18 protein-coding genes and 1 pseudogene are annotated in these 24958 nt (G+C 70.8%); 6 read left to right on the top strand and 13 right to left on the bottom strand.

Translation table 11 applies throughout. From position 1 onward, the window contains the following. Window positions 1–24 precede the first annotated feature (24 nt). Window positions 25–981 carry a LuxR C-terminal-related transcriptional regulator gene (locus ACFV0O_RS09575; RefSeq protein ID WP_380338644.1) on the bottom strand — a complete coding sequence of 319 codons (957 nt, stop codon included), beginning with the start codon at window positions 979–981 and terminating at the stop codon, window positions 25–27. 439 nt (window positions 982–1420) lie between these two features. Here ACFV0O_RS09575 and ACFV0O_RS09570 point away from each other — a divergent pair, with 439 nt between their 5' ends. Next, window positions 1421–1807 carry a RidA family protein gene (locus tag ACFV0O_RS09570; protein WP_380338641.1) on the top strand — a complete coding sequence of 129 codons (387 nt, stop codon included), beginning with the start codon at window positions 1421–1423 and terminating at the stop codon, window positions 1805–1807. A gap of 226 nt (window positions 1808–2033) precedes the next feature. Here the strand turns inward: ACFV0O_RS09570 and ACFV0O_RS09565 are convergent, their stop codons facing one another. The 6 genes and pseudogenes from ACFV0O_RS09565 to ACFV0O_RS09540 all read right to left on the bottom strand — a co-directional run bounded on the left by ACFV0O_RS09565 (window position 2034) and on the right by ACFV0O_RS09540 (window position 8788). Continuing rightward, window positions 2034–4088, bottom strand: a complete 2055-nt coding sequence (locus ACFV0O_RS09565; protein WP_380338639.1) for a transglycosylase domain-containing protein — start codon at window positions 4086–4088, stop codon at window positions 2034–2036. Window positions 4089–4225: 137 nt separating this feature from the next. Then, window positions 4226–4390, bottom strand: a pseudogene (locus ACFV0O_RS09560) (pirin family protein); the annotation flags it as partial. Between the two features lie 383 nt (window positions 4391–4773). Further along, window positions 4774–5253, bottom strand: a complete 480-nt coding sequence (locus ACFV0O_RS09555) for a hypothetical protein (RefSeq protein WP_380338636.1) — start codon at window positions 5251–5253, stop codon at window positions 4774–4776. Window positions 5254–5270: 17 nt separating this feature from the next. Beyond that, window positions 5271–6296, bottom strand: a complete 1026-nt coding sequence (locus ACFV0O_RS09550) for an SCO0930 family lipoprotein (protein ID WP_380338634.1) — start codon at window positions 6294–6296, stop codon at window positions 5271–5273. Between the two features lie 301 nt (window positions 6297–6597). Beyond that, window positions 6598–7992, bottom strand: coding sequence for a DUF1996 domain-containing protein (locus tag ACFV0O_RS09545; RefSeq protein ID WP_380338631.1), 1395 nt, complete (start codon window positions 7990–7992; stop codon window positions 6598–6600). 67 nt (window positions 7993–8059) lie between these two features. Then, window positions 8060–8788 carry a DUF4142 domain-containing protein gene (locus ACFV0O_RS09540; RefSeq protein ID WP_380338629.1) on the bottom strand — a complete coding sequence of 243 codons (729 nt, stop codon included), beginning with the start codon at window positions 8786–8788 and terminating at the stop codon, window positions 8060–8062. Window positions 8789–9464: 676 nt separating this feature from the next. Between ACFV0O_RS09540 and ACFV0O_RS09535 the strand changes: the two genes are divergently transcribed. Continuing rightward, window positions 9465–9917 carry a tyrosine-type recombinase/integrase gene (locus ACFV0O_RS09535; protein WP_380338626.1) on the top strand — a complete coding sequence of 151 codons (453 nt, stop codon included), beginning with the start codon at window positions 9465–9467 and terminating at the stop codon, window positions 9915–9917. Between the two features lie 331 nt (window positions 9918–10248). Here the strand turns inward: ACFV0O_RS09535 and ACFV0O_RS09530 are convergent, their stop codons facing one another. The 4 genes from ACFV0O_RS09530 to ACFV0O_RS09515 all read right to left on the bottom strand — a co-directional run bounded on the left by ACFV0O_RS09530 (window position 10249) and on the right by ACFV0O_RS09515 (window position 16058). Next, a complete protein-coding gene (locus ACFV0O_RS09530) occupies window positions 10249–11721 on the bottom strand; it encodes an NADH-ubiquinone oxidoreductase-F iron-sulfur binding region domain-containing protein (RefSeq protein WP_380338623.1) in 1473 nt (490 codons plus the stop codon). 35 nt (window positions 11722–11756) lie between these two features. Then, window positions 11757–13076 carry a hypothetical protein gene (locus ACFV0O_RS09525; RefSeq protein WP_380338620.1) on the bottom strand — a complete coding sequence of 440 codons (1320 nt, stop codon included), beginning with the start codon at window positions 13074–13076 and terminating at the stop codon, window positions 11757–11759. A gap of 405 nt (window positions 13077–13481) precedes the next feature. Beyond that, window positions 13482–13937, bottom strand: a complete 456-nt coding sequence (locus ACFV0O_RS09520; protein WP_380338617.1) for a hypothetical protein — start codon at window positions 13935–13937, stop codon at window positions 13482–13484. A gap of 438 nt (window positions 13938–14375) precedes the next feature. Next, entirely contained in the window at window positions 14376–16058 is a 1683-nt protein-coding gene (locus ACFV0O_RS09515) for a protease pro-enzyme activation domain-containing protein (protein WP_380338614.1), read from the bottom strand. Window positions 16059–16187: 129 nt separating this feature from the next. Between ACFV0O_RS09515 and lepB the strand changes: the two genes are divergently transcribed. The 4 genes from lepB (at window position 16188) to ACFV0O_RS09495 (ending at window position 21684) form a co-directional block, all read left to right on the top strand. Next, window positions 16188–17261: a signal peptidase I gene (gene lepB, locus ACFV0O_RS09510; protein ID WP_380338611.1), complete on the top strand. Its 1074-nt coding sequence runs from the start codon at window positions 16188–16190 to the stop codon at window positions 17259–17261. Window positions 17262–17506: 245 nt separating this feature from the next. Continuing rightward, window positions 17507–18220, top strand: a complete 714-nt coding sequence (locus tag ACFV0O_RS09505; RefSeq protein WP_380338608.1) for a response regulator transcription factor — start codon at window positions 17507–17509, stop codon at window positions 18218–18220. Beyond that, window positions 18217–19632: a sensor histidine kinase gene (locus ACFV0O_RS09500; protein ID WP_380338605.1), complete on the top strand. Its 1416-nt coding sequence runs from the start codon at window positions 18217–18219 to the stop codon at window positions 19630–19632. Before ACFV0O_RS09505 ends, ACFV0O_RS09500 begins: the two co-directional genes overlap by 4 nt. Window positions 19633–19998: 366 nt before the next feature. Continuing rightward, window positions 19999–21684, top strand: coding sequence for an RICIN domain-containing protein (locus tag ACFV0O_RS09495; protein WP_380338602.1), 1686 nt, complete (start codon window positions 19999–20001; stop codon window positions 21682–21684). Between the two features lie 308 nt (window positions 21685–21992). Here ACFV0O_RS09495 and ACFV0O_RS09490 read toward each other — a convergent pair whose 3' ends face one another. Both ACFV0O_RS09490 and ACFV0O_RS09485 read right to left on the bottom strand, forming a co-directional pair. Beyond that, the gene (locus ACFV0O_RS09490) at window positions 21993–23699 is read right to left on the bottom strand and encodes a hypothetical protein (RefSeq protein WP_380338599.1); all 1707 of its coding nucleotides are present in this window, start codon (window positions 23697–23699) and stop codon (window positions 21993–21995) included. A 94-nt stretch (window positions 23700–23793) separates the two neighbouring features. Beyond that, a complete protein-coding gene (locus ACFV0O_RS09485; RefSeq protein WP_380338596.1) occupies window positions 23794–24696 on the bottom strand; it encodes a ricin-type beta-trefoil lectin domain protein in 903 nt (300 codons plus the stop codon). Window positions 24697–24958 lie beyond the last annotated feature (262 nt).

Below are 24958 nucleotides of genomic sequence, written 5' to 3'. Positions count from 1 at the left end.
TCCGCACCGCCCCGGCGGGGACGGTCACTGATCGAGCCAGCCCTCGCGGGAGGCCAGCGCACCCGCCTGGAAGCGGCTCCGGGCGCCCAGCCGGGTCATCAGCTTGCCCGCGATCCGGCCGACCGTCCGGCTGGAGATGCCCAGCTTGCGGCCCGCCTGCTCGTCCGTGTAGCCCTCGTGCAGCAGCTGCAGCACGGCCTTGGTGTCACCGGCCAGTTCGACCCCGGCGGCACCCGGGTCCCGTTCCCGGACCGGCGCCCCGAACGGTGCCGCCTGCTGCCAGGACTGGTCGAACAGCGAGGCCAGCGCCGCGATCGCGGCCGTCCCCCGGCCGGACAGCAGGATCGCGGCCTTGCCCTGGACGTCGTCCGGGTCGACCGAGAGCAGCGCGTGCTCCTGATCGAAGAGGATCATCCACGGCGGCAGCAGCGCGACCGTACGCACCTCGACGCCGCGTTCCTGGAGCCACCGCAGGTGGGTGCGGGTCGCCGGGTCGTTGCGGGCGGTGTTGAGGTAGATCGACCGGGCCTCGACGCCGCGCGTCCGCAGGTCCTGGTGGGCCGCGCGGCTGGTCGCGAGCGACTCCGGCGGCTGCGGGCCGCCGGGCACGAAGGCCAGGACCTCGTGCCGCGCCTCGCGGGAGAGCCGCCACACCTGGTCGCAGACCGTGTCGGTGCCGGTGAACTCCTCCACGTCCATCGTGGTGAGCCGCCGGTCGGCGAACTCGCTGCGGAGCACCTGGAGCGCCGCGTTGCCCTCCTCGATCCGGCTCCGGCTACGCGCCAGTTCGACCCGCTGCCGGGCCAGCAGGTCCTGCAGCCCGACCTCCGGGCTGACGGCGTACCAGAGGTCCGGCGCGTCGCAGGAGGGCCGCAGCAGGCCCAGGTCGGCGAGCTTGGCGATCTGCGCCGCCGTCCCGTTCTCGTCCCACCCCAGGCTGCCCGCGATCTTCCCGAGGTCGGCGTCGGGGTTGCGGAGCATCGTCAGGTAAAGGCATTCGCTTTCCGGCCCGAGGCCGAACGGTTCAAGCATCAGGAAACCCCCGTGACCCATCCCTGATAACCCCGGAACTGCACCGGCAGCGCCGGTGGACACCCCACCCGAATACGCTGATCGGCACGGCGGCCGGATTACCGGCGAGCACCAGAGACATGCGATCAGCTCCCCGGTCGTAGGGCGATCATCTCTATGCCTAACATCGGAGTTGAGACCTCCGCAATACCCGAACCTTGATCGTCGGATTCCGCGCCCGGCACCCCGGCCGCCGACCGATCCGTCCGCGCACGGGCGGCATTCCCGCATCGGACCGATCATCGGCGCTTCGCCCACCCTGCTTGAGGTGTCTACATCAAGCCATGTCCGGATCCGGAAGCCCCCGTTTCCTTGCCCCGCCTCCCCACCCGCGACTAGAAACGTGCATATGTCCAGGATTGCCGTCCAGACCTCCTCCGCACCCACCCCGGTCGGCAGCTACTCCCAGGGCGCCCGCCGCGGCGCCCTCCTCCAGGTCGCCGGCCAGGGCGGCACCGACCCGGCGACCGGAGAACTCGTCCCCGGCGGCGTCGCCGAACAGACCACGCAGACGCTCCGGAACATCGACGCCATTCTCCGGTCCGAGGGATCGTCCCTCGCCGACGCCGTCATGCTGCGCGTATATCTCGCACACGCGGACGATTTCCCCGCCATGGACGCCGCTTACGGTGCATTCCTCGGCCACCCCTTTCCCGCCCGCACCACGGTCGTCGTCGGCCTCCTCTCCGGAATGCTCGTCGAGATCGACGCCCTCGCCGTTCTCCCCGACCGCTGATCATTTCCGCCCGACCGAATCCGCCCCCGCCTGACCGAATCCGCCCGACCGACTCCGACCGTCCCCGACTCCGACCGCCCGTCGCGTCCGCCCCACCGACCACCACGCCCGCCCGACCGGCCGGCAGCCGCGACCTCCCCAGCGGCCACCGCCACGACGAAGCCGTCGACCCGCCCTCCCGAGGGGAAGGCGGGCCGACGGCCTCCGGTCCGCGCGACGCGGTCCCTTACGGCAGCTGGACCGGCGGGAAGGTTCCCGCCGGCGTGCCGTCGAGCGCGCCGTCCAAGGCGTCGCGCCAGATCGGACCGGCCAGGGTGCCGCCGAAGGCCTGGTCGATCACCTTGCCGCCGATCCGCTGGCCGTCCAGCGGCTTCGGGTTGTCGGTGTCGCTGACGACCGTGGCACCGGCCATCTCCGGGGTGTAGCCGACGAACCAGACCTGCCGGCTCTCGTTGGTGGTGCCGGTCTTGCCCGCGCTGTCCCGGGCGGTGAGGCCGGCCATCTTGCCGGTGCCGTCGTCCACGACGCCCTTGAGCATCGCGGTGACGGTGTCGGCGGTGTCCGCGGACATCACCGAGGAGCAGTTCGCCTGCGGCACGGCGACCTGCTTGCCGTCCGGGCCGGTGACCGAGGTGATGGCGGTCGGCGCGCAGTAGGTGCCGTGGGCGGCGAAGGCCGCGTAGACGCCCGCCATCGCCAGCGGGGTCAGGTCGTTGCTGCCGAGCGTCATCGACGGCACCACCTGGAGCTTCTCACCGCCGGCCTGCTGGGTGATGCCGAGCTTGTTGGTCATCTGGGCGACGTTGCAGAGCCCGGTGTCGGCCTCCAGCTTCGCGAAGTAGGTGTTGACCGACTGCGCCATCGCCGTCTTCATGTCGAACTGGCCGGTGAGGCTCGTGCTGTCGTTGTGCACCTGCCCGGCCGACGGGAACCTGCCGCCCGAGCAGTCCTTCATCGCCGGCCACGGGATGCTGTAGTCGGTGGTGTAGCTCTGGCTCGGCGTGAGGCCGCTCTCCAGGGCCGCCGCCGCGACGATCGGCTTGAACGTCGAGCCGGTCGGGAAACCGAGCCCGCCGCCCAGGGACTTGGGGGCGTTGTAGTTGATCTGCGTCTGGTGCTGCTTGTCGTCGACGCCGTACGGGCGGCTCTGGCCCATCGCGAGGATCTTGCCGGTGCCCGGCTCGACGATGCTCATCGCGGTCGCCGCCTGGTCGCCGGCGTTCACGTGGCCGGTCACCGAGGAGTAGAGGGCGGCCTGCGCCTTGGGGTCGAGCGTGGTGTGGATCTGCAGCCCACCGCGCTTCCACACCGCCTGCCGCTCGGCCGCCGTCTTCCCGAAGGCCGGGTCGGTGAGCACCACCTGGCGCACGTAGTCGCAGAAGAAGCCCTCGCCCTGCTTGGCCAGGATGCAACCCTGCTGCGACGCCTGGACGTTGAGCCCCAGCGGGGTCGCGATCGCCTGCTGGGCCTGGTCCTTGGTGATGTGCCCGTACTCGGCCATCTTGCGCAGCACGGTGTCACGCCGGTCCTTGGCCGCGGTCGGGTTGACCGTCGGGTCGTAGCCGCTGGGCGACTGCACCAGGCCGGCCAGCATCGCGGCCTGCGGCAGGGTGAGGTCCTTGGCGTGCATGCCGAAGTACCGGTGCGCGGCCGCCTCGATGCCGTAGGCCTTCTCCCCGAAGAAGGTGATGTTCAGGTAGTTGGTGAGGATCTGGTCCTTTCCCAGCGTCTCCTCGACCTTGATCGCGTACTTCAGCTCCTGGATCTTGCGGCCGATCGTCTGCCGCTGCGCCTCCGCGACCTTCTGCGGGTCGTCACCCGCCTCGTCCACGAAGACGTTCTTCACGTACTGCTGGGTCAGCGTCGACGCGCCCTGCGCAGTGGTGCCCGAGGACGCGTTCTTGTCGACGGCGCGCAGCACCCCCTTGAGGTCGATCGCGCCGTGCTCGTAGAAGCGGTTGTCCTCGACGTCCACCAGCGCGGTCTTCACCAGCGGGGATATCTGGTCCCCCGGGACGACGGTGCGGTCGCGGTCGTACACGGTGGCGATCGTGCCGCCCCGGGCATCGAGGATCGTCGAGGCCTGCGACAGCGCCGGCGTCTTGAAGTCGTCCGGCAGGTTCTGGAAGTCGTCCGCCGCCGACTGGGCACCCAGCCCGGCCGCCGCCACCGCGGGCAGCGCGATCCCCGCCGCCACCGCACCGGCCACGACACTGATCCCGATCAGCCGCACCCCGTGCCCGAACTTCCGCATACCCGCCCCCGCCGCCTTCTCTGCCATGCGAAGGACCATACGTGCACGTCATGAGGATCCCCTGAGGGATCCGGCCCCCGCCTGTCACAGCTCTGCGACAACCGCCCCCACCCACCCCGCACGCCTCCGCCGCCCCGGACGGCACCCGGCCGCGCAGCGGCCCCTCAGCGCTCCCGTCCGCGGGCCTTCAGCGGCAGCGCGGGGAGTTCCGGGGCCGGCAGGCGGTCGCCCGCGTAGCCGTGGACCTCGCCGAAGCGGTCGCCGGTCATCCAGTCCTCCCGGGCCCGCGCGCTGTCCTCGGTGGAGCGCCCGATGAAGTTCCACCACATACCACGTGATTTGCGTTTCTTCCCAGGTCAGGGGTGTGGCGGACCATCTGTGGTCAGCAGATCGTCAGCCTTGGACGCGATGGAGACCGCACACGATGGCACGCAGGGCCCTGGCCCACGGCATGGGCGCCTTCGGACCGCGGACCCGCATGGCCAGCAGGTGGATCGTCCGCACGACCACGGGGACCGATCACGCCCGGCCAGGGATCGCGCATCGCCCGAGGTCAGCAGCGTGAGGCAATTTCGGAGCCCTGTGCGGGGGCTGGGCGCCCCCGGGGACGCCCGGACTGCGACGGCGGTGGCGACGCCACAGGACTCCGCGGCTCAGGGCCGGGGAGTCCCGTGGCGTCGCCACCGCCCGATCGATCAAACGCTCGCCAGGGTCAACCGGTCCCTGACGGATCGTGGCCGGTGTGATAGCCGTGATCGGCGTGCCCGGTGTGGTCGGCGCCGCTGGTGATGACCCCGCCCAGCTTCGCGTGCAGGAGGTCCGCCGTGGTGTCGGACACGACGACCACCCACCGGTCACCCACCAGGTACGACCCTCCGTACGCCTCGGCCTCCGACGTCCAGGCCGTCTGGGCCCCGTTGGTCGGGAAGGTGGCGATCCAGACCTCGTTTTCGCCGAGGCTGCACAGCCCCTGGCGGAGGTCCGTGGTGTCGGCGGTGATGTCGGCCGTGCAGCCGATCCGCTGGGCCAGGTCCTCCACCGAGGCCCGGGCAGCGTGGGCCGACGTCTGCGGCGAGGCGAGCAGTCCTCCTGCCCCGCCGAGCAGTTCGACGACGCCCAGGCCGAGCAGGACGGTCAGCGCGAGCCACTGGAGCGCGCGACGGACGGTCCGCTGCGGCCGGACGGCCGCCACGGTGGAGTCCCCGGCCGTCACTTACCGGTCACCGGCTTCCCCGTGGGGTTGATCGCCGACCACAGGTTGTCCTTGCCGTTCCCGTTGGCGTCACCGGGGGCCTTGTCGCCCGTGTAGGTGTAGACGGGCTTGCAGTTGACGGACAGCTGCCAGGTGCCGTCGGAGCGCTGCATCTTGCCGATCAGCTTCGGGTTCACGCCCTTGACCTGGGTCGGGTCGACGGCGGGCGCCGGCTTCCAGGTCATCGCGCACTGGCCCTCGCAGAGGGAACGCATCGGCCAGGACGGGTCCTTGGCGTACTGGTACAGCGTCATGCCTTGCGCGTCCACGACGATCGGGCCGAGCTGCGGCTGGGTGGCCACCGAGACCTGGGCTCCACCCGGGGCGGGCTGCGCCGGCTGGGACGTCGGGGCCGCATCGGTCGGCATCTCCGACGGGTAGGCCGACGCACCGGGGGCCGGGGCGGCCGCCTTCTTGCCGTCGGGCGCCACGGCGAACCAGACGCCGCCGACACCCTGGCCCTTGGTGTCGCCGGCCGCGGTGTCCTGCGCGTAGCGGTAGACCGGCCAGCCACCCAGCGTCAGCTGCTTCGATCCGTCGGCCCGCGTGACCTCGCCGATCGCGCCGGCGTCGATCCCGCTGCCCGCGGTCGTGCCCTCCTTGGTGACCGGCGGCCAGGTCTTGGCGCAGCCGTCGTTGCAGTTGGACATCGGGGGCTTGGCGGTGTCCTTGTCGAACCGGTAGAGGGTGAAGCCCTGGCCGTCGGTGACCACCATGCCGAGCTTGGCGTCGTTGCGCACGGTCAGCGCTCCGCCGGCCTGACCCCCGCCCGCGGACGGCGACGCGCTGGCACCGCCGTTGGAGTCGTACGCGCCGTAGGATCCGCTGCCGGCCGGCGCGGCGTCCTGCGCGCCCACCAGTTGGCCGGTGTCCGACCCGGACGGCGTCTTCGCGCTGCTGCTCATGCTGCCCATCAGGGCCATCACCAGGAGCCCGACCAGCAGGACGCAGAGCCCCACCAGTCCGTATCGCTTCGTCAACATGTTCCTTGCCTTTCCATCGGTGGAATCTGGCCTTCCGTGGATATGCGCGTCCCTGGTGATCCGGTCCGGCGTCGAACGCCGGTCCGCGGACCCGGGACGTGGGTTTCAGGGTCGATAGCCCTCCGGAACCTCTCGATCGGCCCGCCGCCCCGACGAGCGCCCCGGGCCGCACGGGCCACGCGCGAGGAGGAGCGGCAGCGCCCGGAGTGTGGGCCCCGAGCCGGCGGCACGGGCCCTGCGGCTCGATGTACCGCGCAGCGGCCCCGGCCGTCATGCGCGGGTCGGCCCCGGACGGGGTGGGTCACCCGCAGCGACGCCCCTGGTTGATGCAACCGACCATCTGGTCCAGCAGACCCTGGTTCATGTTGTTGATGAAGTCACCGTGATCGGTGATCGGGTTGTGGAGCTGCTCGGGGAAGCTGTCGACGGCGAACCGGACCCCGGCCGGCACGTCGTAGGTGATGCGCTGCGTCAGTTGCGGGATCGCCTTGAACTTCTTCGGGCACGCGCCCGACTTGTCGGAGAACGCCGTGTGGGTCCGGTGGTTGGCGCTGTCGATGTTCTTGCCGTCCCAGCAGTCCGGGAACTTCAGCGTCCGGACGACCCTGCTCCCCTGCGGGCAGATCGGGTACTTGTCGATGACCTGGCGGTTCTCGAAGCCCGTGCAGCTCCACGACGCACGGGCGTTCGCCGGCCCGTTGGTGAAGGCCTTGGCGTCGCCGGTGATGATGCGCAGGAACCGCTTCATCGGCTGGACGGGGTTCCCGACACTGGAGGTGTACGTGATGTTCGCCTCGGCCGGCTGCAGGATCCGTCCGACGTTCTTGTCCTTGCCACCACCGGGCGCCTTGGCGTCCTTCTCGTTGGTGCCGTCGAAGACGCGCAGGACGGGCCAGTAGTACGCCGACCCGTCGCCGTTGGTGCACGTGGTGCCCGAGGCGGCGAGTTTGCTGTTGGAGGCGAACGCGTCCGTGGCCACGTTCCCCACGTAGTCGTGCATGTGGTGCGCTCCGTTGCTCACACCGGGCGCGACGATCACGTTGTCGGGGTTGAGGTGGCGGTTCTCGTTGCGCCCGCACTGGGACGTGAAGGAGCCGGTGGCCGACCCCTTCTTGACGGGCGCCGGGACGTTCGGGGACACCGTCTTGATGTCGACGAACCCCTTCTTGGGGAAGGATTTCACCTGTGCGGCCGGCTTGGTCTGGGCGACGGCGCCGCCCACGCCGTCGGCACTGAACCCCTTGGCCGCGTCCTGAGCCACCAGGTCGTGCCTGACCGTGCACTTCGCCATGCCCGACAGGTCCTGCGGCAGACCGGAGTCCGGACCGGCGCCGTCCGCCAGCTTCTTCAGAGTGTCCGCGCGCTTGTTGGCGAGATCGCCCATGACGCGGTTCTCGTTGTCGCCCGGGGCGGGCGCGGACAGCCGGTCGTACGCGTCCGCCACCTGGACGTCGAGCTCGGCGAGGTTCTTGTCGACCGCGTCCTGGGACGCTTCCGGCACCTCGTTCAGGGCCACCCCGGCGTCGGCGCAGGCGACGGTACCGAGCTGCGGGGACGCCGACCGCGCACTCCCCCACGGACGCTCGCCGGCGAAGGCCACCGCCCCGGCCGTCCCGGCCGCGCCGATACCCAGGATCGCCGCCAACAGCAGGGCGCCGGCCCTTCTCCTCGACGTGTCACGTTTACGAGACTTCATGTTCTGCACTCTCCTCAAACGGGATCAGGCCTACCGGACAGGCCGCAGACGGCCTTCATCCGGTCGTCTAGCGGGTCGATCCGGCGGACGCCGGCGTGGGGCTCGGGGACGGAGCGGCCGAACCGGTCGGTAGCGGGGTGAGCTTGTCGAATTTCACGAGTCGGGTGTCCTCCAGGACGTTCATGTGGTCGAGCACGGTGGCGTTGGCCGTGTTCGCAAGAGCCCGGACCGTGGAGTTCTGGGTGCTGGCGCGCACTTGGGCCACGACCGCGAACACCTGCCCGTGGGCGCTGCGCAGGATGTTCGCGAATTGCTCGTCGAAGTCCGCGCCCTGCGCGGCATCCAACTGCTTGAGCCAGCCCTGCTGCTGTGCCGAGGGCTCGGTGGGCACTTCCAGATCCAGGGTCTGGGCGGCGGTCAGCACCGCCTTGTCGAGGTCGGTGTGACCTTGGATCAGGTGTTGGCCGGCCATCTTGACTGCGGGGCTGGTGCCCTTCGCGAGGGCCATCCGGCCTGCGGGAATCTCCCACAGTCCGGCCAGCCGAACCCGCTTGACGAAGTCACGGTCGAGGGTGGTGAGCGGCCCCGTGGGTGTCTGTGTTGCTGCTTGGGTGTCGCTCACCGGGGCGCTGCTATAGGCACCGGTCGACGTCACCATCGGGTACACCAGGGCCGCTGCGGTGAGGATCGTCGCGACGACGATCAGGAGGGTGGCGTACGACCTTGGAGGGCGGCTCACCCGGGGGAGGCCGTAGGCGGCTGTTCCCGATCTACGCTTCTTCCTCATGGATGACATGGGGCTCTTCCTCTTCTGCACCCGGAGGTCAGGGCCGTGGGGAACCCACGGGAACTGGTCCGGGTGGGCCCTGGTGGTCCGTGCGGTGATGAGCCACGCGCAACGGTCCACGGACGGCGCGGCCGACGAGGGGATGATGCGGCAGCACGGGACGGCTGCCACGATGGGACGGTCCGGCTCCGAACGCTCGGCCTGGCCCCGGAAGGGACCACGGCCAGGCTCGCCGACGGAACCACAGCGGGATCAACGGTTGGATCGGCGACGGCACGAGGGACGGCGTCACGGACGGTGTGACGGGCTTGATCGCGGACAGCATCACCGGCGGCCGCGGTCCGGCCCGGTCAGGGCGAGGACGGTCCCGGGGTGGAGCGCACCACGTGCCGTGCGTCGTCGCCGGCAACGGGTCCTGGAACAGCACGGATGACGTTCATCTGTCGGTGCCTCCGTATTTCGCGGTGGTTTGAGGTGTCTGCGCGCCGGCACGGAGTGGTGCCCAGCCTTCTTCCGGGTACGCGCGAAGAGGCCAGATCGGTTGACGAGTTGCCCTGGTCCGCGACCTGGCGAGAACGAACATAGACGGTATTCGGCGCGTGGAGCGCTCTCCAGCCTGAAATTCCGACTCCGCTAAGGAATGCCTCATGTTGCGCTTCACCAGGCACTCGAAGGGGGGTGGTCCTTGGCCGCTGCCGGACCCGTCCGCAAGGCCTTGAAGAATTCCAAGGCCATCCCGGCGGTGGAGAAACTCGCGGCCGGACCCGCCTACAACGACACCGGATATGTTCTCGTGGACGAGCTGGGAAACCCGCTCAAGACGGAAAGGCTCCGGCGCGAGGCGTACAAGCTCATGGAGACCGCCGGCGTTCGCAAGGTTCGCCTCTACGGCGCCCGGCACGCCACGCTCTCCTGGATGGCCAACAACGGCGTCCCGGAGACCGTGGTCTCCGCCTGGACCGGTCACTCGGACCTCAGCGTCACGAAGCGGGTCTACGTGCGCCCCGACCCGCAGAGACTCAGGGACAGGGTCGGGGAAGCTCGGCGAGCTGCTCGGCTGCCCGTGATCATCACCGACGTGAGAAGTTGTGAGCGGCAGGCCCTGAAAACGATCAAGGGCCCCGCTTCACTCTCGTGAAACAAGGCCCTGAACGGCGACAATGGAGCGAACTCCAGTCGGGACGGCAGGATTTGAAAGCCCCGGATCGAGGAGCTGACCGACGCCGCCCGGGTGCCCGTGTTCCTGCCGGACGAGCGCGAGCATCACAACTGATGGTCACTCATGGATTCCACGCGAGGGCGCACGGGGTTCGCGGCCTCGTCGTGGATCATGTGGTCGAAGCCCCCGGGTCTCGGCCTCGATCACTGCGGGGTTGTCCGCCAGATCGTCCGGATGAGCAGGCTGCCGACTCGTGCTGGTCCCACCGGGGGGCGACCGGGCCGACCCCTAGATCGCCTGGCCATCCGTCTCAGCGGCCGGACACGGCGAAGCGAAGGGCCAAGGCCGGGCACTGGTTGACCGCCCGTTTGGCGGACAGCGTCAGCCAGACCGGCACGGGGCCCTCGCTGACCACCGGGAAGCCGTGCCGGTCGAGCGTGAACAGCTCCGGGGCGATGTCCGCGCACAGTCCGTGCCCGTCGCACAGGGCCCAGTCCACCTTCAGGTTCACCCGGCCGACCTCACCGACGCCCCGGTCCGGGCTCCAGGGAACAGTCGGCAGCACTGCGCGCACCCGCCGTCCGCAGCCGGCGCCCTCCGTGTGCGCGCGGACGTCCTCGCTGAAGGCGCTGAGCGCGGACCGGACGAACCCGGCGGAACCATCGGGGTGGGAACAGGCTCCCTGTCCCACCACCGCGGCGGCGAGCCGACGGGCCTCCTCCACCGCCCGGCTGCCGCTGCCGGCCACCATCGCGCCGAAGGCTCCTGCCAGCTCCGGCAGTCCGCGTCGGCAGGGGCCGCACTGGCCTGCCGACTCCGCGGCCAGCCACTGGACGATCCGGTACGCCTCGCCCAGCGGACAGGTGTCCTCAGGCAGCGGGATGACGATCCCGGCGCCGAACGTGCCCCCGGACTGCCGCATCCCGGCCCGGGAGCAGGGAGCGGACACCGCCGACGCCGCGTCCAGGAACATTCCGTGGTAGCCGCCGACCAGCACTCCTTGGCCCGGCCCGGTCCCGCAGGCGTCCAGCACCGCGCCGAGCGGGGTCCCGGCGGGGGCCTCCACCACCACGGGCCGCCGGGCGCCCGGCCGGTTGACCGTGAGCAGCACCGTTCCGGGCTCGGCGTCGGGGCCGACGGCGCGGTACGCCTCCGCTCCGAGCCGGGCGGCGACGGCCAGTTGGGCGTACGTCTCGGCGTTGGAAAGCAGCGTCGGCAGCCCGTCCACACCGCCGAGTCCGCCGTCGGAGGAGCGGACCTTGCGGCTCGGCGGCAGGGCGACCAGCCCGTTGATGCCGCGGATCAGCGCACCGGACTCGCCGGAGACGAAGCGGGCCGGCTGCTGCACGACCCGGATCGGCAGCCGGGAGCGGCGTTCCGCGACCGCCGCGGGCATCGAGGTGACGCCCGGGCTGCCCTCGTCCACGCCGACGGCAACGCTCTCGGCTCGCAGCGCCTCGCCGACCAGCAGCGCCCCGTCCAGGACGAGGTGCGGGGCGCGGGCGAGCAGCATCCGGTCCTTGGCGCTGCCCGGCTCGCCCTCGGTGGCGTTGACCACGACGGCCGCGGGCAGACGCAGGCGCCGCGTGGAGTCGATCACAGCCTGGAGCTTGCGCGCGAAGGGAAAGGCGGCGCCGCCCTTCCCGGCCAGCCCGATCCGCTGGGCGAGGTCGACCAGCTCCGGCGCGCCGTACCGGGGCAGTGGCCCGTGCACGGCGAGATGGGCCTCGTAGCCCATCCGGATGTACTGGTCGAGCCCGGCGGTGAGCCGGGGCGGTCCCATCCGAATGACCTCCGGGACGTCCGCGGTGACGGCCGTCATCCGTTCGGCCAGGAGTCGACGCCGTAGCCGAAGGGCTGTGTCCACGTGGGCTGGTACCCGTAGCCGGGACCGGCCCACGCCCCCTCCGCGGGCGGGAACTGCGGGCCCGTGTCGGGTTCCTGCGGGTACCCGGGGTTGCCGGCGTACGCCTGGGGCGGGTACTGCTGGACATACGACTGCTGGGGGTACTCGGCCTGCTGTTGCTGCTGGAACGCCGCCTGCTCCACTAGGTACTGCTGATCCCCTCCGTAGAGCATCGCGTTGAGTTCGCCGGTGTCCCAGACATCCGTCGTGAACTGGTCCCGCTGTTGCATCTGTTGCTGCTGCTGCTGGAACGCCGCCTGCTCGGCCAGGTACTGCTGACGGCCGACGTCGAGCAGGGCGTTCAGCTCACCGGTGTCCCATTGCAGGGCGGCTGGGTCCATGGGCGCCGGGGCGGGCACGGGGGCAGCCGAGGCGGGTTCCGGCGTCGCCGCCGGCCGGGCGTCCGGAATCTCCACGTCCAGCGCCAACAGTGCGGAGGACTCGCCGAAGACGGGCAACTGGTCGCCGATCGCAGGGTAGCCCGCCTCCTCGCCGGAATCGACGAGGTCCACGGCCATCAGGCGGCGGTTGGCGTTGACGCCAGTGGTGTTGCGTCCGGCTCCGTACAGGAACTTGATGAGCAGGACGAGTGCCACCGCAGCCATGTTGACGCCGTACGACCACACGACCCAGCCCCTGGCCGGTCGCCCGGCCTCCAGCCCGTGCGCGAGGGCGAGCGGCCACGAGGCGTAGGCGACCCAGTGCGTGGGCCGCCACAGCCGGGTGAGGCGGGGGTCGGCGGTGAACCGTCCGCGCAGTGCGCCGGTCACGGCGGCGAGGACGAGCAGTTCGGCGGCGATGGTGCCGACGCCGACCACGAACCGGGTGCCGGGAGCGAACGGCACCACGGCCGCCGCAGGAGCGGCATGCCCCTCGGCGACCTTGTTGGCGATGTGGATCACCAGCGTCACCACGGCCGCCACGGAGACGGCGCGGTGGAGGGCCTGCACCGCGACCCTGTGGCGCGGCGTCAGCATCCTTCGCTCGGCTGCCAGGAGTCCGAGCGTGACACTGCCGCTGAGGGCCATCAGCGTCAGCACGCCGAAGAAGAAGTCGACGAACCGGTGCACCGCCTCCGTGCCGCTGCGGTTGTGCGCCGTCGCGGGGAGCTGGAGAGCCTGCAACACCGTGGCGACCACGGCGAGCACCACCACGACGGCGGCGGCCAGAACCGGGACCGGGGGCCTCGGCAGCTCCGGCGCCGTGCCGGCGGCGGCCGCGCGAAGCCGCATCACGGTGTCCTGCGGGGACTTGCGACGTGGCCTTGTCGAATTCCTCAAGCTCTGTCCTTGTCCGATAGTGATGGTGGCCCGGCGGTCGGCGCGAACCCGGTGCACATGAGCGTGGGTTTCCCGGCGCCGGACGACATCAGCCGTGTGGCGCCGGGGAAAGCGCTGGGAGACCCACCGCCTGGATGCCGGTGCGCCTCCGCGCCCGGCGGGTGGCGCTCTGCCAGTGACTGCTGTAGACCGGCGTCCGGGCACTGCCTGCCGCGGTCGGCATGCCGGTGTGCGGGTAGGCCGGGTCGGACGTCGGCATGGCCGTCGGCCCACCGCTCGGCTCGGTCGGCCGACCGGTGGGCATTCCGGAGCCGGACGAACCCGACCAGGAGGGCGGTACCTGTCCGGCCTCGGCAGTCACCCTGCGGTGACCAGCGGATGAGCGTTCTTGTCGTCGGCCTGTGCCGGCGCGGTTGCCTGCCGTACCGCAGACTGACCGGACGCGACGGCTGCGGGCCGGCCCGACGGGCCGCTCTCCAGCGACGCGGGTCCGGCCTGCTTGCCCGCCGCGACCGGCGCCTGGCCAGGGGCTTCGACGGCCGCCGCGCCGGACAGTGGCATCACCGTCGTCGTCGGCGTGGTGCCGGCGAGGGTTCCGGCGGTGCCGTGAACCGGAGCCACCGGGCGGGTACGGAAGGCCAGCTGGTGGCTCACCGCTTCGTCGAGAGTGACCGGCCGCTTCAGCTCACTGGCCAACTCGGACGCGAGAAGTCCGAGTTCGGCGACGCGTTGCCAGTCGAGACGGACCACGAGACGCAGCTCGGCGCCTCCTTCGGGGGCGGCTGTGACAGCCGGGATGGCCATGTCGTTCACGGACGATCCTTAAGGTGCGGATTGTGGTGGGGAATGCGCGTCGGCAGATGATGGCCACCGGCCCGACGTGCGTCGGCGTGGGCCCGCATGCCGGTCGCCCGGCAGGCGGCGTGGACGGATGAGGTGGGCCCGGTGCCGTGCTGCCCGTACCGGGCTTGGTGAGAGAGACCGTACGGCCTGTCGACGTGTCGAGAACACCGTCAGCGCGGAACTTTCGACTTCCCTAAGGGAGCGCTCATTCCAGGCTCAGTCGGTACCGCCGGGGCCCGCTCAGCACCGATTCGACGACGCCGAGTGGAAGGCCATCGGGAGCCACCGGGCCACCGGGCCACCGGGCCACCGGGCCACCGGGCAAGCGGAACCTCGTGCGTTCGTCAGCGGCCTTCGCCGTACGCGGCTTCAAGGTCGGGCGGGGCTGTTCCGTTCGGGCCGTCCCGTTCAGCGGTGGGCGGCGAGCAGCCGGTCGGCCAGCTGGTCGGCCACCGGGGTGCCCAAGCCGGTGACCTGGTCGTAGCCGGGCCTGGCACGGAAGTCCTGGTTTCCGCCGGTGGTCACGTCGTGGAACGCCGACCGGCCGCCGCCGGAGTTGGCCAGCGCGTAGAGCTTCGGGTTCACCTCGCCCAGCACTGCCCGGCCTGCCGCCTTGGCCTTCTGGTCGTACAGTGCGGTGAAGCCCGCCCACAGCGGAGCGGCCGCCGAGGTACCGCCGACGATCTGCCAGCCGGGGCCGGCCTTACCCTGAGTGAAGATCGCGAAGCCGGTGGCGGGATCGGCGTCGGAGGAGACGTCCGGTACGGTGCGCCGAGCGGCGTTGACGCCGGTGCCGTTCTGAAAGGTCGGTTTGGCGAAGACCTTGGAGATGCCGCCGCCCGAGGTGATCCAGGCGCTCTCGGCGGAGTAGGTGTTGCCACTCAGCCTCAGGTTGGTGCCGCCGACGCCGGTGTTGTGCGGGCTGGAGGCCGGGAAGTCGACCACGGGCACGCCGGGGCCGCTGGCGGAGCGGCTGCAGTCGCGCGAGCCGTCGTCGCCGGAGGCCGAGAAGATCGAGATGCCCTGGGCGGCGGCCTGCTTGAAGGAGTTGTTGACCGCGGTCATGATCGAGACGGTGGTGTCCGGCTCGCAGGAGCCCCAGGAGATCGAGATGACCGAGGCCTTGTTGTCCGCGACGATCCTGGCTGCCATGTCGACCTCGCCCTGGTCGCTGTTGGGTGCCTCGTAGATCAATTGCTGGGCGTTGGGGGCGACGCCGCGCACGATCTCGCTGTCCAGCTCGACCTCGCCCTGGCCCTGGCCGGGGTGGGCGTCGAAGTCCGCGCCGTCCACCGGGACGGTTCGCACGGCCGGGCCGGACAGTCCGAACCTGCGGTCGTACGTGGTCAGGTCGGAGGACCGGTAACCGTCGAACTCCCAGAGGGCGACCGTGGTGCCGGCTCCGTTCGTGCCGACCTTGTCCAGGTTGTAGGCGCCGTCGTACTGGGCCGGGCCGAATCCGCCCGGGGTGGCGGCCGGGGTCGAGGCGTCCGGTCCGGCTGTGCGGGTGGTGCGGCTGGTGTGGTCGTCGAGGCCGACGACCCCCGCGACGACGGAGGCCAGGTCGGACGGCACCGACGCGGGGGTGTCGTTGGCGTGGAAGGTTCGGTGCTGCTCGCCGTCGACGTACATGCTCTCGTGGGTCGCGAAGGCCGCGGCGATCCGGTCGACCGTGCCGCCGACGTTGACCACCTGCCGGTTGGCACTCACCCCGGTGACGGTCAGGCCCTGGGATGCGAGGAAACGGGTGACCTTGTCCACGTCGCCCTGGGTCGGGCCGTATTCGGCCGAGAACTGGTCGGGCGTCAGGTACTTCCCGTACAGCGGGTCACCCGGGTTGGAGACGGCTGCGAGGAACCGGTCGAGGGCTGCGGTGTTGCGCAGTTTGAGGTTGACGGAGACCGCCATCGGCTGGCCGGCAGCGAGGGTGTCCTGCCACTGGGAATGGGACACGGCCGGGGACATGGTCTCCGGCAGTGCCGTTCGGGCGGCCGCAGTCTGCGGTGTCAGCGCAGCATTGGCGCTCAACGAGACGGCGGCCAGCGACAGCACGGCCAGGGCAGCGGACAGGGCAAACGATCGAGATCGCACGGACTCCTCCGGAGGGTGGGAACGTTCCGGGTTCGGGAACATGCGGACGAGCATTGCCGAAAACCAGTTAGAGAAGACTTAGCGCAGCTATATCGGCAAGTGATGTGAATTCGCCTTCACCGCAGACGGATGGGCTGCGCTCGGGTCAGTGGATTTGAAATGAGGGAACGGCCACCGGCTTTACTCCGGACAGTCGCTAAGCTCGGGCCGATGAGAACCCAATGCTTTCGCGGTTCGCGGCGGCGGATGTGCCATCGTGCCACTCGGGGGCGGGCCGAGCGGCGCAGGGTCGCCCGGCGTGCGGTGCGCCGGAGGAGACGTTCCCGCCTGTTCGAGCTGCCACTGATCACTCTGGTGGCGCTGGTGCTGGCCCTGCTGCTGAAGACCTTCCTGATGCAGATGTTCGTGATTCCGTCAGGCTCGATGGAGAACACGCTCGACATCGGCGACCGGGTCGTCGTCGACAAGCTCAGCCCGTGGTTCGGCGACCGGCCGCACCGCGGTGACGTGGTGGTGTTCCATGACCCCGGCGGCTGGCTGGAGACGGACCGACAGAACACGTCGGGCGGGCCGGTGTTGCGAACGGTGACGACCGCTCTCTCCTTCGCCGGCCTGTTCCCCGCGGACGACAGGCGGAACCTGATCAAGCGGGTGATCGGGGTCGGCGGCGACACGGTGGCCTGCTGCGACGACCACGGCAGGATCACCGTCAATGGCGTCGCGGTGAACGAGCCCTATCTCGCGCCGGGCAATGCGCCTTCTCAACAGACCTTCGTCGTCACCGTACCCATGGGACGGATCTGGGTGATGGGTGACCACCGCGATGTGTCCGCCGACTCCCGCTTCCACATGGGGAGTCCGGGCCAAGGAACCATTCCGCTGACGAGCGTGGTGGGTCGGGCGGTTGCGATCGTCTGGCCGGTCCCGCGGATCCGGCACCTGGACGCACCCGCTTCGTTCTCCTCGCTGCCGACCGCGGCCGAAGGCCTGGGGCACGCTCGACCGTCTCCCGATCCCGATCACTTCCCGACGCAGCCCCCGTCCACACCGGCCGCGTTGGGCGTGCTCGTGCTCCCGGCCGGGTGGTGGCAGGGGCGACGGAGGCGGCGGGCGAGCTCGCGCGGCATCCCACCGTGCCCGCCGGAACCGTCCACGAACGGTGCCGACCGATGCCACCGCCGATGGTGTGTCGACAGCTCCTGAGGGCGGACCATGCTACTCCGGCAACCGCGGCCACCCGGCCGAGAGCGCTCGCTGTGCCTCCACTAAGAAAGCCCTAAGCCTCCGCTAAAATTCCCCGAATCCCGCCTGCATCACCTCGCTGACCAGCGGAAATCCATGACGGCCGGGGCCGTGGCCAACCGGATGGCCCGGTGTACCCGCCCCTGCCCGCCCACCGGTTCGAAGACACTGTCAGCCGGATCGGCCCGTCGGCTACGGTGTGCGCCATGACGTCCGTCCTCGTCGTGGAAGACGACCCCGCCATCCGTGCCTCCCTGATAGAGCTGCTGGCCGGCCATCAACTGGTGGTGCGCAGTTCCCCCGACGGGTTCGGCGCACTGCGTGAGGTCGCCCAGTGGCAGCCGGACGCGGTGGTGCTGGACCTCGGCCTGCCGGACCTCGACGGCGCCGACGCGTTGAAGATGATCCGCGGACTGTCCCAGGTCCCAGTGCTGGTGGCAACCGCGCGGGACGACGACGCCGAGATCATCAAACTGCTCAACGCGGGTGCGGACGACTATCTGGTCAAGCCTTTCTCCGGCGGGCAGTTGCTCGCCCGCCTGACCGCCGTCCTGCGTCGCTGCAGCAGCCCGGCCCGCACGCTCGCACCTGGGGACGGAGTCGCCAAGATGAACCACGAGCCTTTGGTACTCGGCGAGTTGCGGATCGACCCGCTCGCCCGGACGGTCCATCTCGCCGGCCGGGAGATCAGCCTGACCCGACGCGAGTTCGACCTGCTGTCGTTCCTGGCACTGAACGCCGACAGGGTGATCTCCAAACGACAGCTGCTCGCCGAGGTGTGGCGGCAGACCTACGTGGACGAGCAGACCGTGGACGTGCACCTGTCCTGCCTGCGCCGGAAGTTGGGCGAGCGCGCCGCCCGGCCGCGCTTCCTCCACACCGTCCGGGGCGTCGGCGTGAAGCTGGTCTCGCCCCGGTGAGGTCCGCCCTTGCCACGGTCGCACTCGCCGTGACGGTCATGGTCACCGTGTCGTTCCTCGTCCCGCTTGCCCTGCTCCTGCGCACCCACGTCCAGACCCAGGCGATGCTCGCCGCCGAGCAGCGCGTGGCCGCCACGATGCCGCTGCTGACGCTGGTCCCGGACCAGGCCGATCTCGCCGCGGCGGTGGCCCGCACGGACACGACGGGCCGCCTCTGCATCCATCTGCCCGACGGCAGCCGGCTGGGCACCACCCATTCCGGCACCCCGTTGCTGAATCGGGCGGTGTGGGGCAGGACCGCTCTGATCGGCGACGTTCCCGGAGGCCGGGACTACCTCCAACCCGTCCTGCTCGGGCGCGACCAGATCGCCGTGGTCGAGGAGTTCGTGCCCGACTCGGAGCTGAACCGCGGACTGGCCCGGGCCTGGACCATCATGGCCCTGCTCGCCACGAGCCTGGTCGTCGGATCGGTGCTGGTCGCCGACCGCCTCGGCGCCCGCGTGGTACGCGCCTCCCGCAAGCTGTCCCACGCCGCAGCAGCCCTTGGCGCGGGCGACCTCGACGTCCGCGTCGAACCCACCGGCCCGCCCGACCTCAGAGCGGTCGGCGACGCCTTCAACACCATGGCCGACCGGGTCAGGCAGCTGCTGGCGACCGAGCGGGAGCTGGTGGCCGACCTGTCGCACCGCCTGCGTACCCCGATGACCGCACTGCGCCTCGCAGCCGAACGGATCGGCCCCACGCCGGCCGCGCCCCAGCTGGCGACGGCGGTCGAACAACTCGAGGACGAACTGGATGCGATCATCGTCGCCGCCCGCACGCCCCTGTCCACCAGGTCCACCAGGGTCGAGTCCGGCCACGCGCCACGTGCCATGGGCACCGGACTGCCCGGCCCGGCCCCGGGTGAGTCATGCCAGGTGTCCGAGGTCGCCGCCCACCGCGTCGGCTTCTGGGCCGTCCTCGCCGAGCAACAGGGTCGGGCCTGCACCTTCGAGGCGACGGACGAACCGACGCCCGTTCAGCTGCCGGGCGATCACGTCGCGGCCGTGGTCGACGCCCTGGTGGGCAACGTGTTCCGGCACACCCCGGACGGCACCCGTTTCGCCGTGAGCGTACGGCGGACAGCCCAGAGCGTCGTCCTGGTGGTCGAGGACGACGGGCCCGGGATCGCGGACCCAGCCGTCGCGCTCTCCCGAGGAACCAGCGGTGCCGGATCGACCGGCCTCGGCCTGGACATCGCGCGCAGCGCGGCCGAGTCCACCCGCGGCCGCCTTCGCATCGGGCCCGGCCCGCTGGGCGGAGCACGGGTGGAGGTGGACCTCGGGCTGGCGGCCCAGGACCGACGGCCCCTCGGCCGCCGTTGGCGCAACCGCCGACGGGCAGCGCAGAAGCCGCGCGGCCGACACGGCTGACGGACCGCAACACAGCGAGGCTCAACTCCATTGGACACGAGCCCCGAAAACAGACCGGGACCAACCCGTTGCTGACGGAGCGTCTCACAGTTAATTCGCACACTGATGGATCATCACCTTTTGCGGACCGCTACCAGCTGGTAAATTCCCCCGCCAAGGTCGCCACCGGCGGACCTCGGCGGCGCCGGGTCCGGAGATCCCCCCGGGGGAACGCCCGCCATTGAATCCACTGGCCACAGCGCCGCACGGAGTGCCTCACCCACGGCATCCTCCGGCCGGCCTGCAGCGCCTGGCCCCGCCCTCGCGCCGGGCCGAGCAGTGACTGTCCGACCACTTGCCTTCCCACCGGCATGCTCAGGAGTGAAGATGCCACATTCGGGGACCGCGACGATCCCGGAAGCCGATTCCGCACACCGGCTCCCGGGCAGCCGGCAGCCGGACGAACCCAGCGCCACCCAGCCGACGAACCGCCACCAGGAGGCCGTGTCGGCGTACGCCAACACGTGCTGCGCCGACGGCCGCGCCGCGCAGGAGCTCGCGAACGAGGCGTGGCAGCGAGCAGTGGAAGCCGGCGGTCCCGGCGGCCACCCGGGCCCGAGCCGCCTGCAGCTTCTGGCCGAGGTGACCAGGACTGCGGCCGAGTGGGCCGACACGGGACGCGGATCGGCTCTGAACCCGGCCTTCACCGCCTGGCTCGCAGACCTTCCCCGTTCTGGCGACGGAGCTGCGTCGGCGCGTGCGGCGCTCGCCGCGGCGGAAGCGGACTCGCTCATCCTGAGCGCGTTCGAGAGCCTGCCTGCGGCGCGGCAGGAGGACCTGTGGCAGCGCCTCGATGACGCGGCCGGGTCGCCGGCCCGTACGCCGCGGGCCGAGAGCCCTGCCGAGTGCCGCCTTCAGGACGCCTGCCTCCAGACATACGCCTCCCGCGCGCCCCAGCGCTCCTGCCGGCACCTGGCCGCACAACTCGGCGACAGCGTCCGGCACACCACCGGCGGCGAACCCAAGGACCTCGACCGCCACCTCGCCAGGTGCGAGAGCTGCCGCAGTGTCCGGGCGGACCTGGACACCATCCGGACCTGGCAGCGGCCCGCCCTGCTCAACGCACTGGTGCTGTGGGATGCGGGATCACCGCCATCGGCCACGGCCCTCGTACCCGGGCAGGAGCCCCAGGACCCGACGCCCATCGATCCGACTTCCGACGGTTCCGACCCCGGCACCCACGACAGGAACCGGCGCCTGCCCCGAGCGGCACGCACCGACGGCCGAACCGGTTGGCGCCTGCTCATACCCTTCGCCGCGGCAGGCGCCGGTGCCCTGGCCGCACTCGCCATCGCCGGACTGCTCCTCAGCACAGTGGAGACGGCCGGAGAACATCCGCAGCCGGTCGACGCCCCGACCCTGCCCGCTCCCAGCAGATCGCTGCCGACCAACGGCTCCGACGATGCGCCCCCGGAAATCGGCCCGGCCGCCATGTCCTCCCTGCCGCCCTCCGCCTCCGCCGCGGCTCCCATCGACACCTCCCCGTCGCCCACCCCACCGATGACCGCCACGCCCACCAACACCACCCCTTCGCCCACGCACTCGGTTGCCGCAGGGCTTCCGCTCGTCAACCTCGGCTCGGAGCTCTGCGTCGGCCCCACGACCGCCGCACAGACCGCCGGCCAGCTCCAGCTCCAGCTCCAGCTCCAGCCGTGCAACGGCCAGGCGGCCCAGCGCTGGCAGCGGCTACCGGCCGGACAGGACACCTACCAGCTGCGCAACACCGGCACCGGGACGTGTCTCGACGGCACCACCACGGGCGGAAACGGTGTCGCTGTCACCCTCACGGCCTGCCGATCCGATACGGCCGAGCAACTCTGGCGATTCGCTCCGGACGCCCAGGCAGCCGCATTCCACCTCCTGTTCGTTCCACCGGTCCCCTCCAGCGACTATCCCGCGCACCTCCTGGGCCCCCAGGACTGGACGAAGGCGCATCCACCGCATCCAGGATCGTTTCTGGTGCACCTGCCGAACTACTACAACTCCGGCAACTTCCTCTTCACCATGGGCTGACCAGGGACCCGGACACCGGCACCGCACGCAGGGGGTACGGCCGGACCGCCCGCGGATCGCAGGCGGCGCGGCGCGCGGGAGGTCTCCCGCACGCCACGCATTCCGTCCCTGCGTGTCAGCGACGTCGTAGCCGCAGTCCGTGACCCATGACGACCAGCATCTCGTCGGCTCGGAGACTCACACGCAGCGGCCGTTCCCTCGTACTTCGTCACCTGACATTTCGAAGCGTGGAGAACGGCCGCGTCGTCTGTCCCCGGTTCCCGGGGGATCTCAGCAGGTCGATTGACCGGCGAGGTTGAGCGACAAGCTCAGAAGTGGTTGCCGAAGGCCGACGGGATCTGGCCGGGCATGGCGGTCGGCGTACCGCCGGCTGCCTGGCTGGGGGCCGGCGCGAGGACCTGGCGGCAGCCGAGGCCGGTGAAGGAGTCGGCCAACCGCTGGTTCAGGAAGTCGAACAGCGTGCGTCCGGGCTGTGGCGAGGCGGCCTTGGCAGTGAACTCCTTGTCTCGTAGGAGCCGTTGGGTTTCCACGGTGGCGAGCGCCTGACAGTAGGTACGAAGATCGGCGGTTGTGGCGTGATCGGCCGACGGCGGGTTGCCGTCAGCGGGGAACTGCCGGGTCCGGTCCTTGCCTCCCACGCGCGTTGGGCCGGTGGGGCTTCCGGTGAGCGGGGCCAGGCCCACGGGCGATGCCTTGAAGTTGGCTACCTGGAGCTCGTTCAGCGCGAGCGAGGTGACCCTACTGCCCGGGTCTGCCAAGTCGGGAGCCGTCCACGGGGTGCAGCCGAGCGCCGGGTCGATGAAGTTCGTGAGCAGCAGGTTGTCGCTGCCGACGGACGGTGCGACGACGCTGCGCGCCACGGTCGAGCCGGAAAGCCGACCGGTGGTGGCAGCGGTCCGCTGTGCTGTCGCGCCGCGTGCAGTGATCAGGTACTCGGTGGTCACGTTGCCGTCGTGGTCCTGCCCGACGATGCCCAGGTCGCGGGTGGTCGGGCAGGGGCTGCCGTCACGCGCCGTGCCCAGCGGCGGCACGACGAGCCGACTGGCGCTCTGCGCGGACCACGCAGACCTGAAGAACTCGGCGGCATTGCAGGAGGCGAACTGGCCGAACGGCTGCACCGGCGATCGGCCTGCGCACTTGCCGGCGGCAGCGTGGCCGGCCAGGGTGAGGGTATTGCCGTCGAAGCTGAACCAGATGCCGACGACAGCGTGTTCGGGCAGCTTGGGCAGAACCGGGGCGACGGCGGGCTCACTGCCCCTGTCGGTCACCAACGGGTTGTAGACGAAGACCGCTCCGGTGTCCGGGTCGAGCACGGTGGCCTGCACGAAGACCGCCTGGCGCGGGTTGCTCTCGTGGCAAGGGCCCTTGGCGGGGTCGGTGGCTGTCAGAACATAGGGGGTGGCCAGCCCGCGGTCGCTGAGTGGTGCGTCGGGCACGGTGAGCGTGCAGTCCGGGTCGGAGGTGGCGGACGGGGCGGCGACGGGGACGGTGTCGGCGAAGGAGACGCTCAGCAAGGACGTGCCGACGGCGAGCAGCCCGCCGAGAGTCAGGCTGAGCGTGACCACCCGGCCTCCGTCGGCCCGGGACTTGTGTCTGTTCAGTGTTCTGAGCATACGTTGATCCTTTTGTCGTCGGACGTCGAAGGAGGTGGCGGTACCGAGCGCGGGCGCGATTGCCGGGGCCCAGAACGTGGCGGGTGTCCGGGCCACGGCCGGGTAGAGCTGCTGTTGGAGCGCCGCCTGTCCGGCCGGGTACTGCTGGCGCCCGGCGACAAGCATCGCGTTGAGTTCGCCGGTATCCCATGGGGCGGTGGCGGGTTGCGCGCTCGCGGGTTCTTCGGTGGCCGCGGATTCGCCGGGCGAGAGGTCCACGTCGAGGGCGGGCAGGGCGGGGGATTCGCCGAAGACCGGCAACTGGTCGCCGGATGTCGTGGTGTTCGCGCGCCCGCCCGGGGTGGTCAGATCGGTGGCCGGCAGGCGGCGGTTGGCGTTGACGCCGATGGTGTTCCGGCCCACGCTGTACACCGATACCGCCGCGGGGGCACCGACTTCGGCGGCGTGTTCCCAGAGCGGGCGGACCGTGCGATTCGGCTCGGCGGCAACGGCGTTGTCAGGCCGGGCCGGCCGGGCCGGGGCAGGTCCACAGTTGGAGCGGGGTGCCGTTGGCCCGGTATCCGTCAAGTACGTCCAGGCACAGCCCGGATCTGGCGTGGGCCAGATTGCCGTCCGGGCGCACGGTCCACTTCTGGCTGGCCGATCCGGTGCAGAGGATGGTCATCACCCGGGTACCGTCCTGCCCGAAGTCCTGTGCGGGAGCGAGGCAGAGCGTGCTGTTGGCTGTGCGCATTTCGTCGGCGGCGGTATGGGTCCACTGCTGCGTCGCGCGCCCGTCGCAGGTCCAGATCTGCAGGCTGCCGTCCGGGCCGGCCGTCAGGCAGTTGCCGGACGCGGCGTCCACCAGCACCTGGGCGGCAGGGGCTACGGGCGGGTCCGAGCGAGTGGTGCCGACCGGCGCCGACGCGACGGAACCCGGTGTGGTACCGGCCTGCTGCGGGGACGGCGACGCGAACGGCGGGAGCGAGAAGTCGTTCTGCCCAACCGGGCCGCCGGGGATGGCCACCGACGTCCCGTCCCCGGAGCCGGCCGGCGCGGTCAGTCCCGATATCTGCGTATACAGGACCACCCCCACCGTCAGGGCCAGCGCGACGATCAGCACCGTCCTGCGGGTGAACCGGCGGGCGGCAGCCCCGGACGACTGCGGATCTCGGCGTCTTCCGGGACCGGGATCACCGGCGCGGCGCTCGGCGGACGGATCCAGTTCGCTGATGACCGGGAGCACGATTGTCTCCGCCTCGCTTCCCGCCTCCGGAGCATCGAGCTCCAGGAGGTACGGCGGGATGCGCAGATCGAGGCGGGAGTCCTGTGGGAACGAGGCGTCGGCTTGTGGATTGCAGATGTGGCCGGTGCCGGGCCCGTCGAAACTGCAGCGCTGACATCGTGCTCTGGAGTGCATTGGCACAACTCTCTTCGCTGTTATGCCGCTGGCAGGTGCGGCGCTGGTGACATGGATGCTAGGAGATCCACACGCTCGATGCTCCGTTCAGCGCCATTCCTAAACGACACATAAGGTTTTGCTCATTCAGGGGAGTACTCACCCGGCCCGACGGGCACGGCCGACATTTCCGACACGCTTCCGGTGAGCCACTCCATGGCGACAAAGGCGTCGCAGCCACCACCACATCGGCCCCGACCTGCGGTGCCCTGCACCAGCGAGC

The organism is Kitasatospora sp. NPDC059577 (assembly GCF_042735475.1).
Taxonomy (GTDB): domain Bacteria; phylum Actinomycetota; class Actinomycetes; order Streptomycetales; family Streptomycetaceae; genus Kitasatospora.
Note: the sequence above shows the minus strand (reverse complement) of the source record. Positions and strands in the feature narration are given on the sequence as shown.

Coding starts and splice junctions, on each gene's coding strand:
- ACFV0O_RS09540 (WP_380338629.1), bottom strand. CDS start 8,788: ATGTCATCCATGAGGAAGAAGCGTAGATCGGGAACAGCCGCCTACGGC.
- ACFV0O_RS09530 (WP_380338623.1), bottom strand. CDS start 11,721: ATGGGACCGCCCCGGCTCACCGCCGGGCTCGACCAGTACATCCGGATG.
- ACFV0O_RS09550 (WP_380338634.1), bottom strand. CDS start 6,296: ATGTTGACGAAGCGATACGGACTGGTGGGGCTCTGCGTCCTGCTGGTC.
- ACFV0O_RS09545 (WP_380338631.1), bottom strand. CDS start 7,992: ATGAAGTCTCGTAAACGTGACACGTCGAGGAGAAGGGCCGGCGCCCTG.
- ACFV0O_RS09570 (WP_380338641.1), top strand. CDS start 1,421: ATGTCCAGGATTGCCGTCCAGACCTCCTCCGCACCCACCCCGGTCGGC.
- ACFV0O_RS09575 (WP_380338644.1), bottom strand. CDS start 981: ATGCTCCGCAACCCCGACGCCGACCTCGGGAAGATCGCGGGCAGCCTG.
- ACFV0O_RS09565 (WP_380338639.1), bottom strand. CDS start 4,088: ATGGCAGAGAAGGCGGCGGGGGCGGGTATGCGGAAGTTCGGGCACGGG.
- ACFV0O_RS09485 (WP_380338596.1), bottom strand. CDS start 24,696: ATGCACTCCAGAGCACGATGTCAGCGCTGCAGTTTCGACGGGCCCGGC.
- ACFV0O_RS09495 (WP_380338602.1), top strand. CDS start 19,999: ATGCCACATTCGGGGACCGCGACGATCCCGGAAGCCGATTCCGCACAC.
- ACFV0O_RS09505 (WP_380338608.1), top strand. CDS start 17,507: ATGACGTCCGTCCTCGTCGTGGAAGACGACCCCGCCATCCGTGCCTCC.
- lepB (WP_380338611.1), top strand. CDS start 16,188: ATGGGCTGCGCTCGGGTCAGTGGATTTGAAATGAGGGAACGGCCACCG.
- ACFV0O_RS09525 (WP_380338620.1), bottom strand. CDS start 13,076: ATGCGGCTTCGCGCGGCCGCCGCCGGCACGGCGCCGGAGCTGCCGAGG.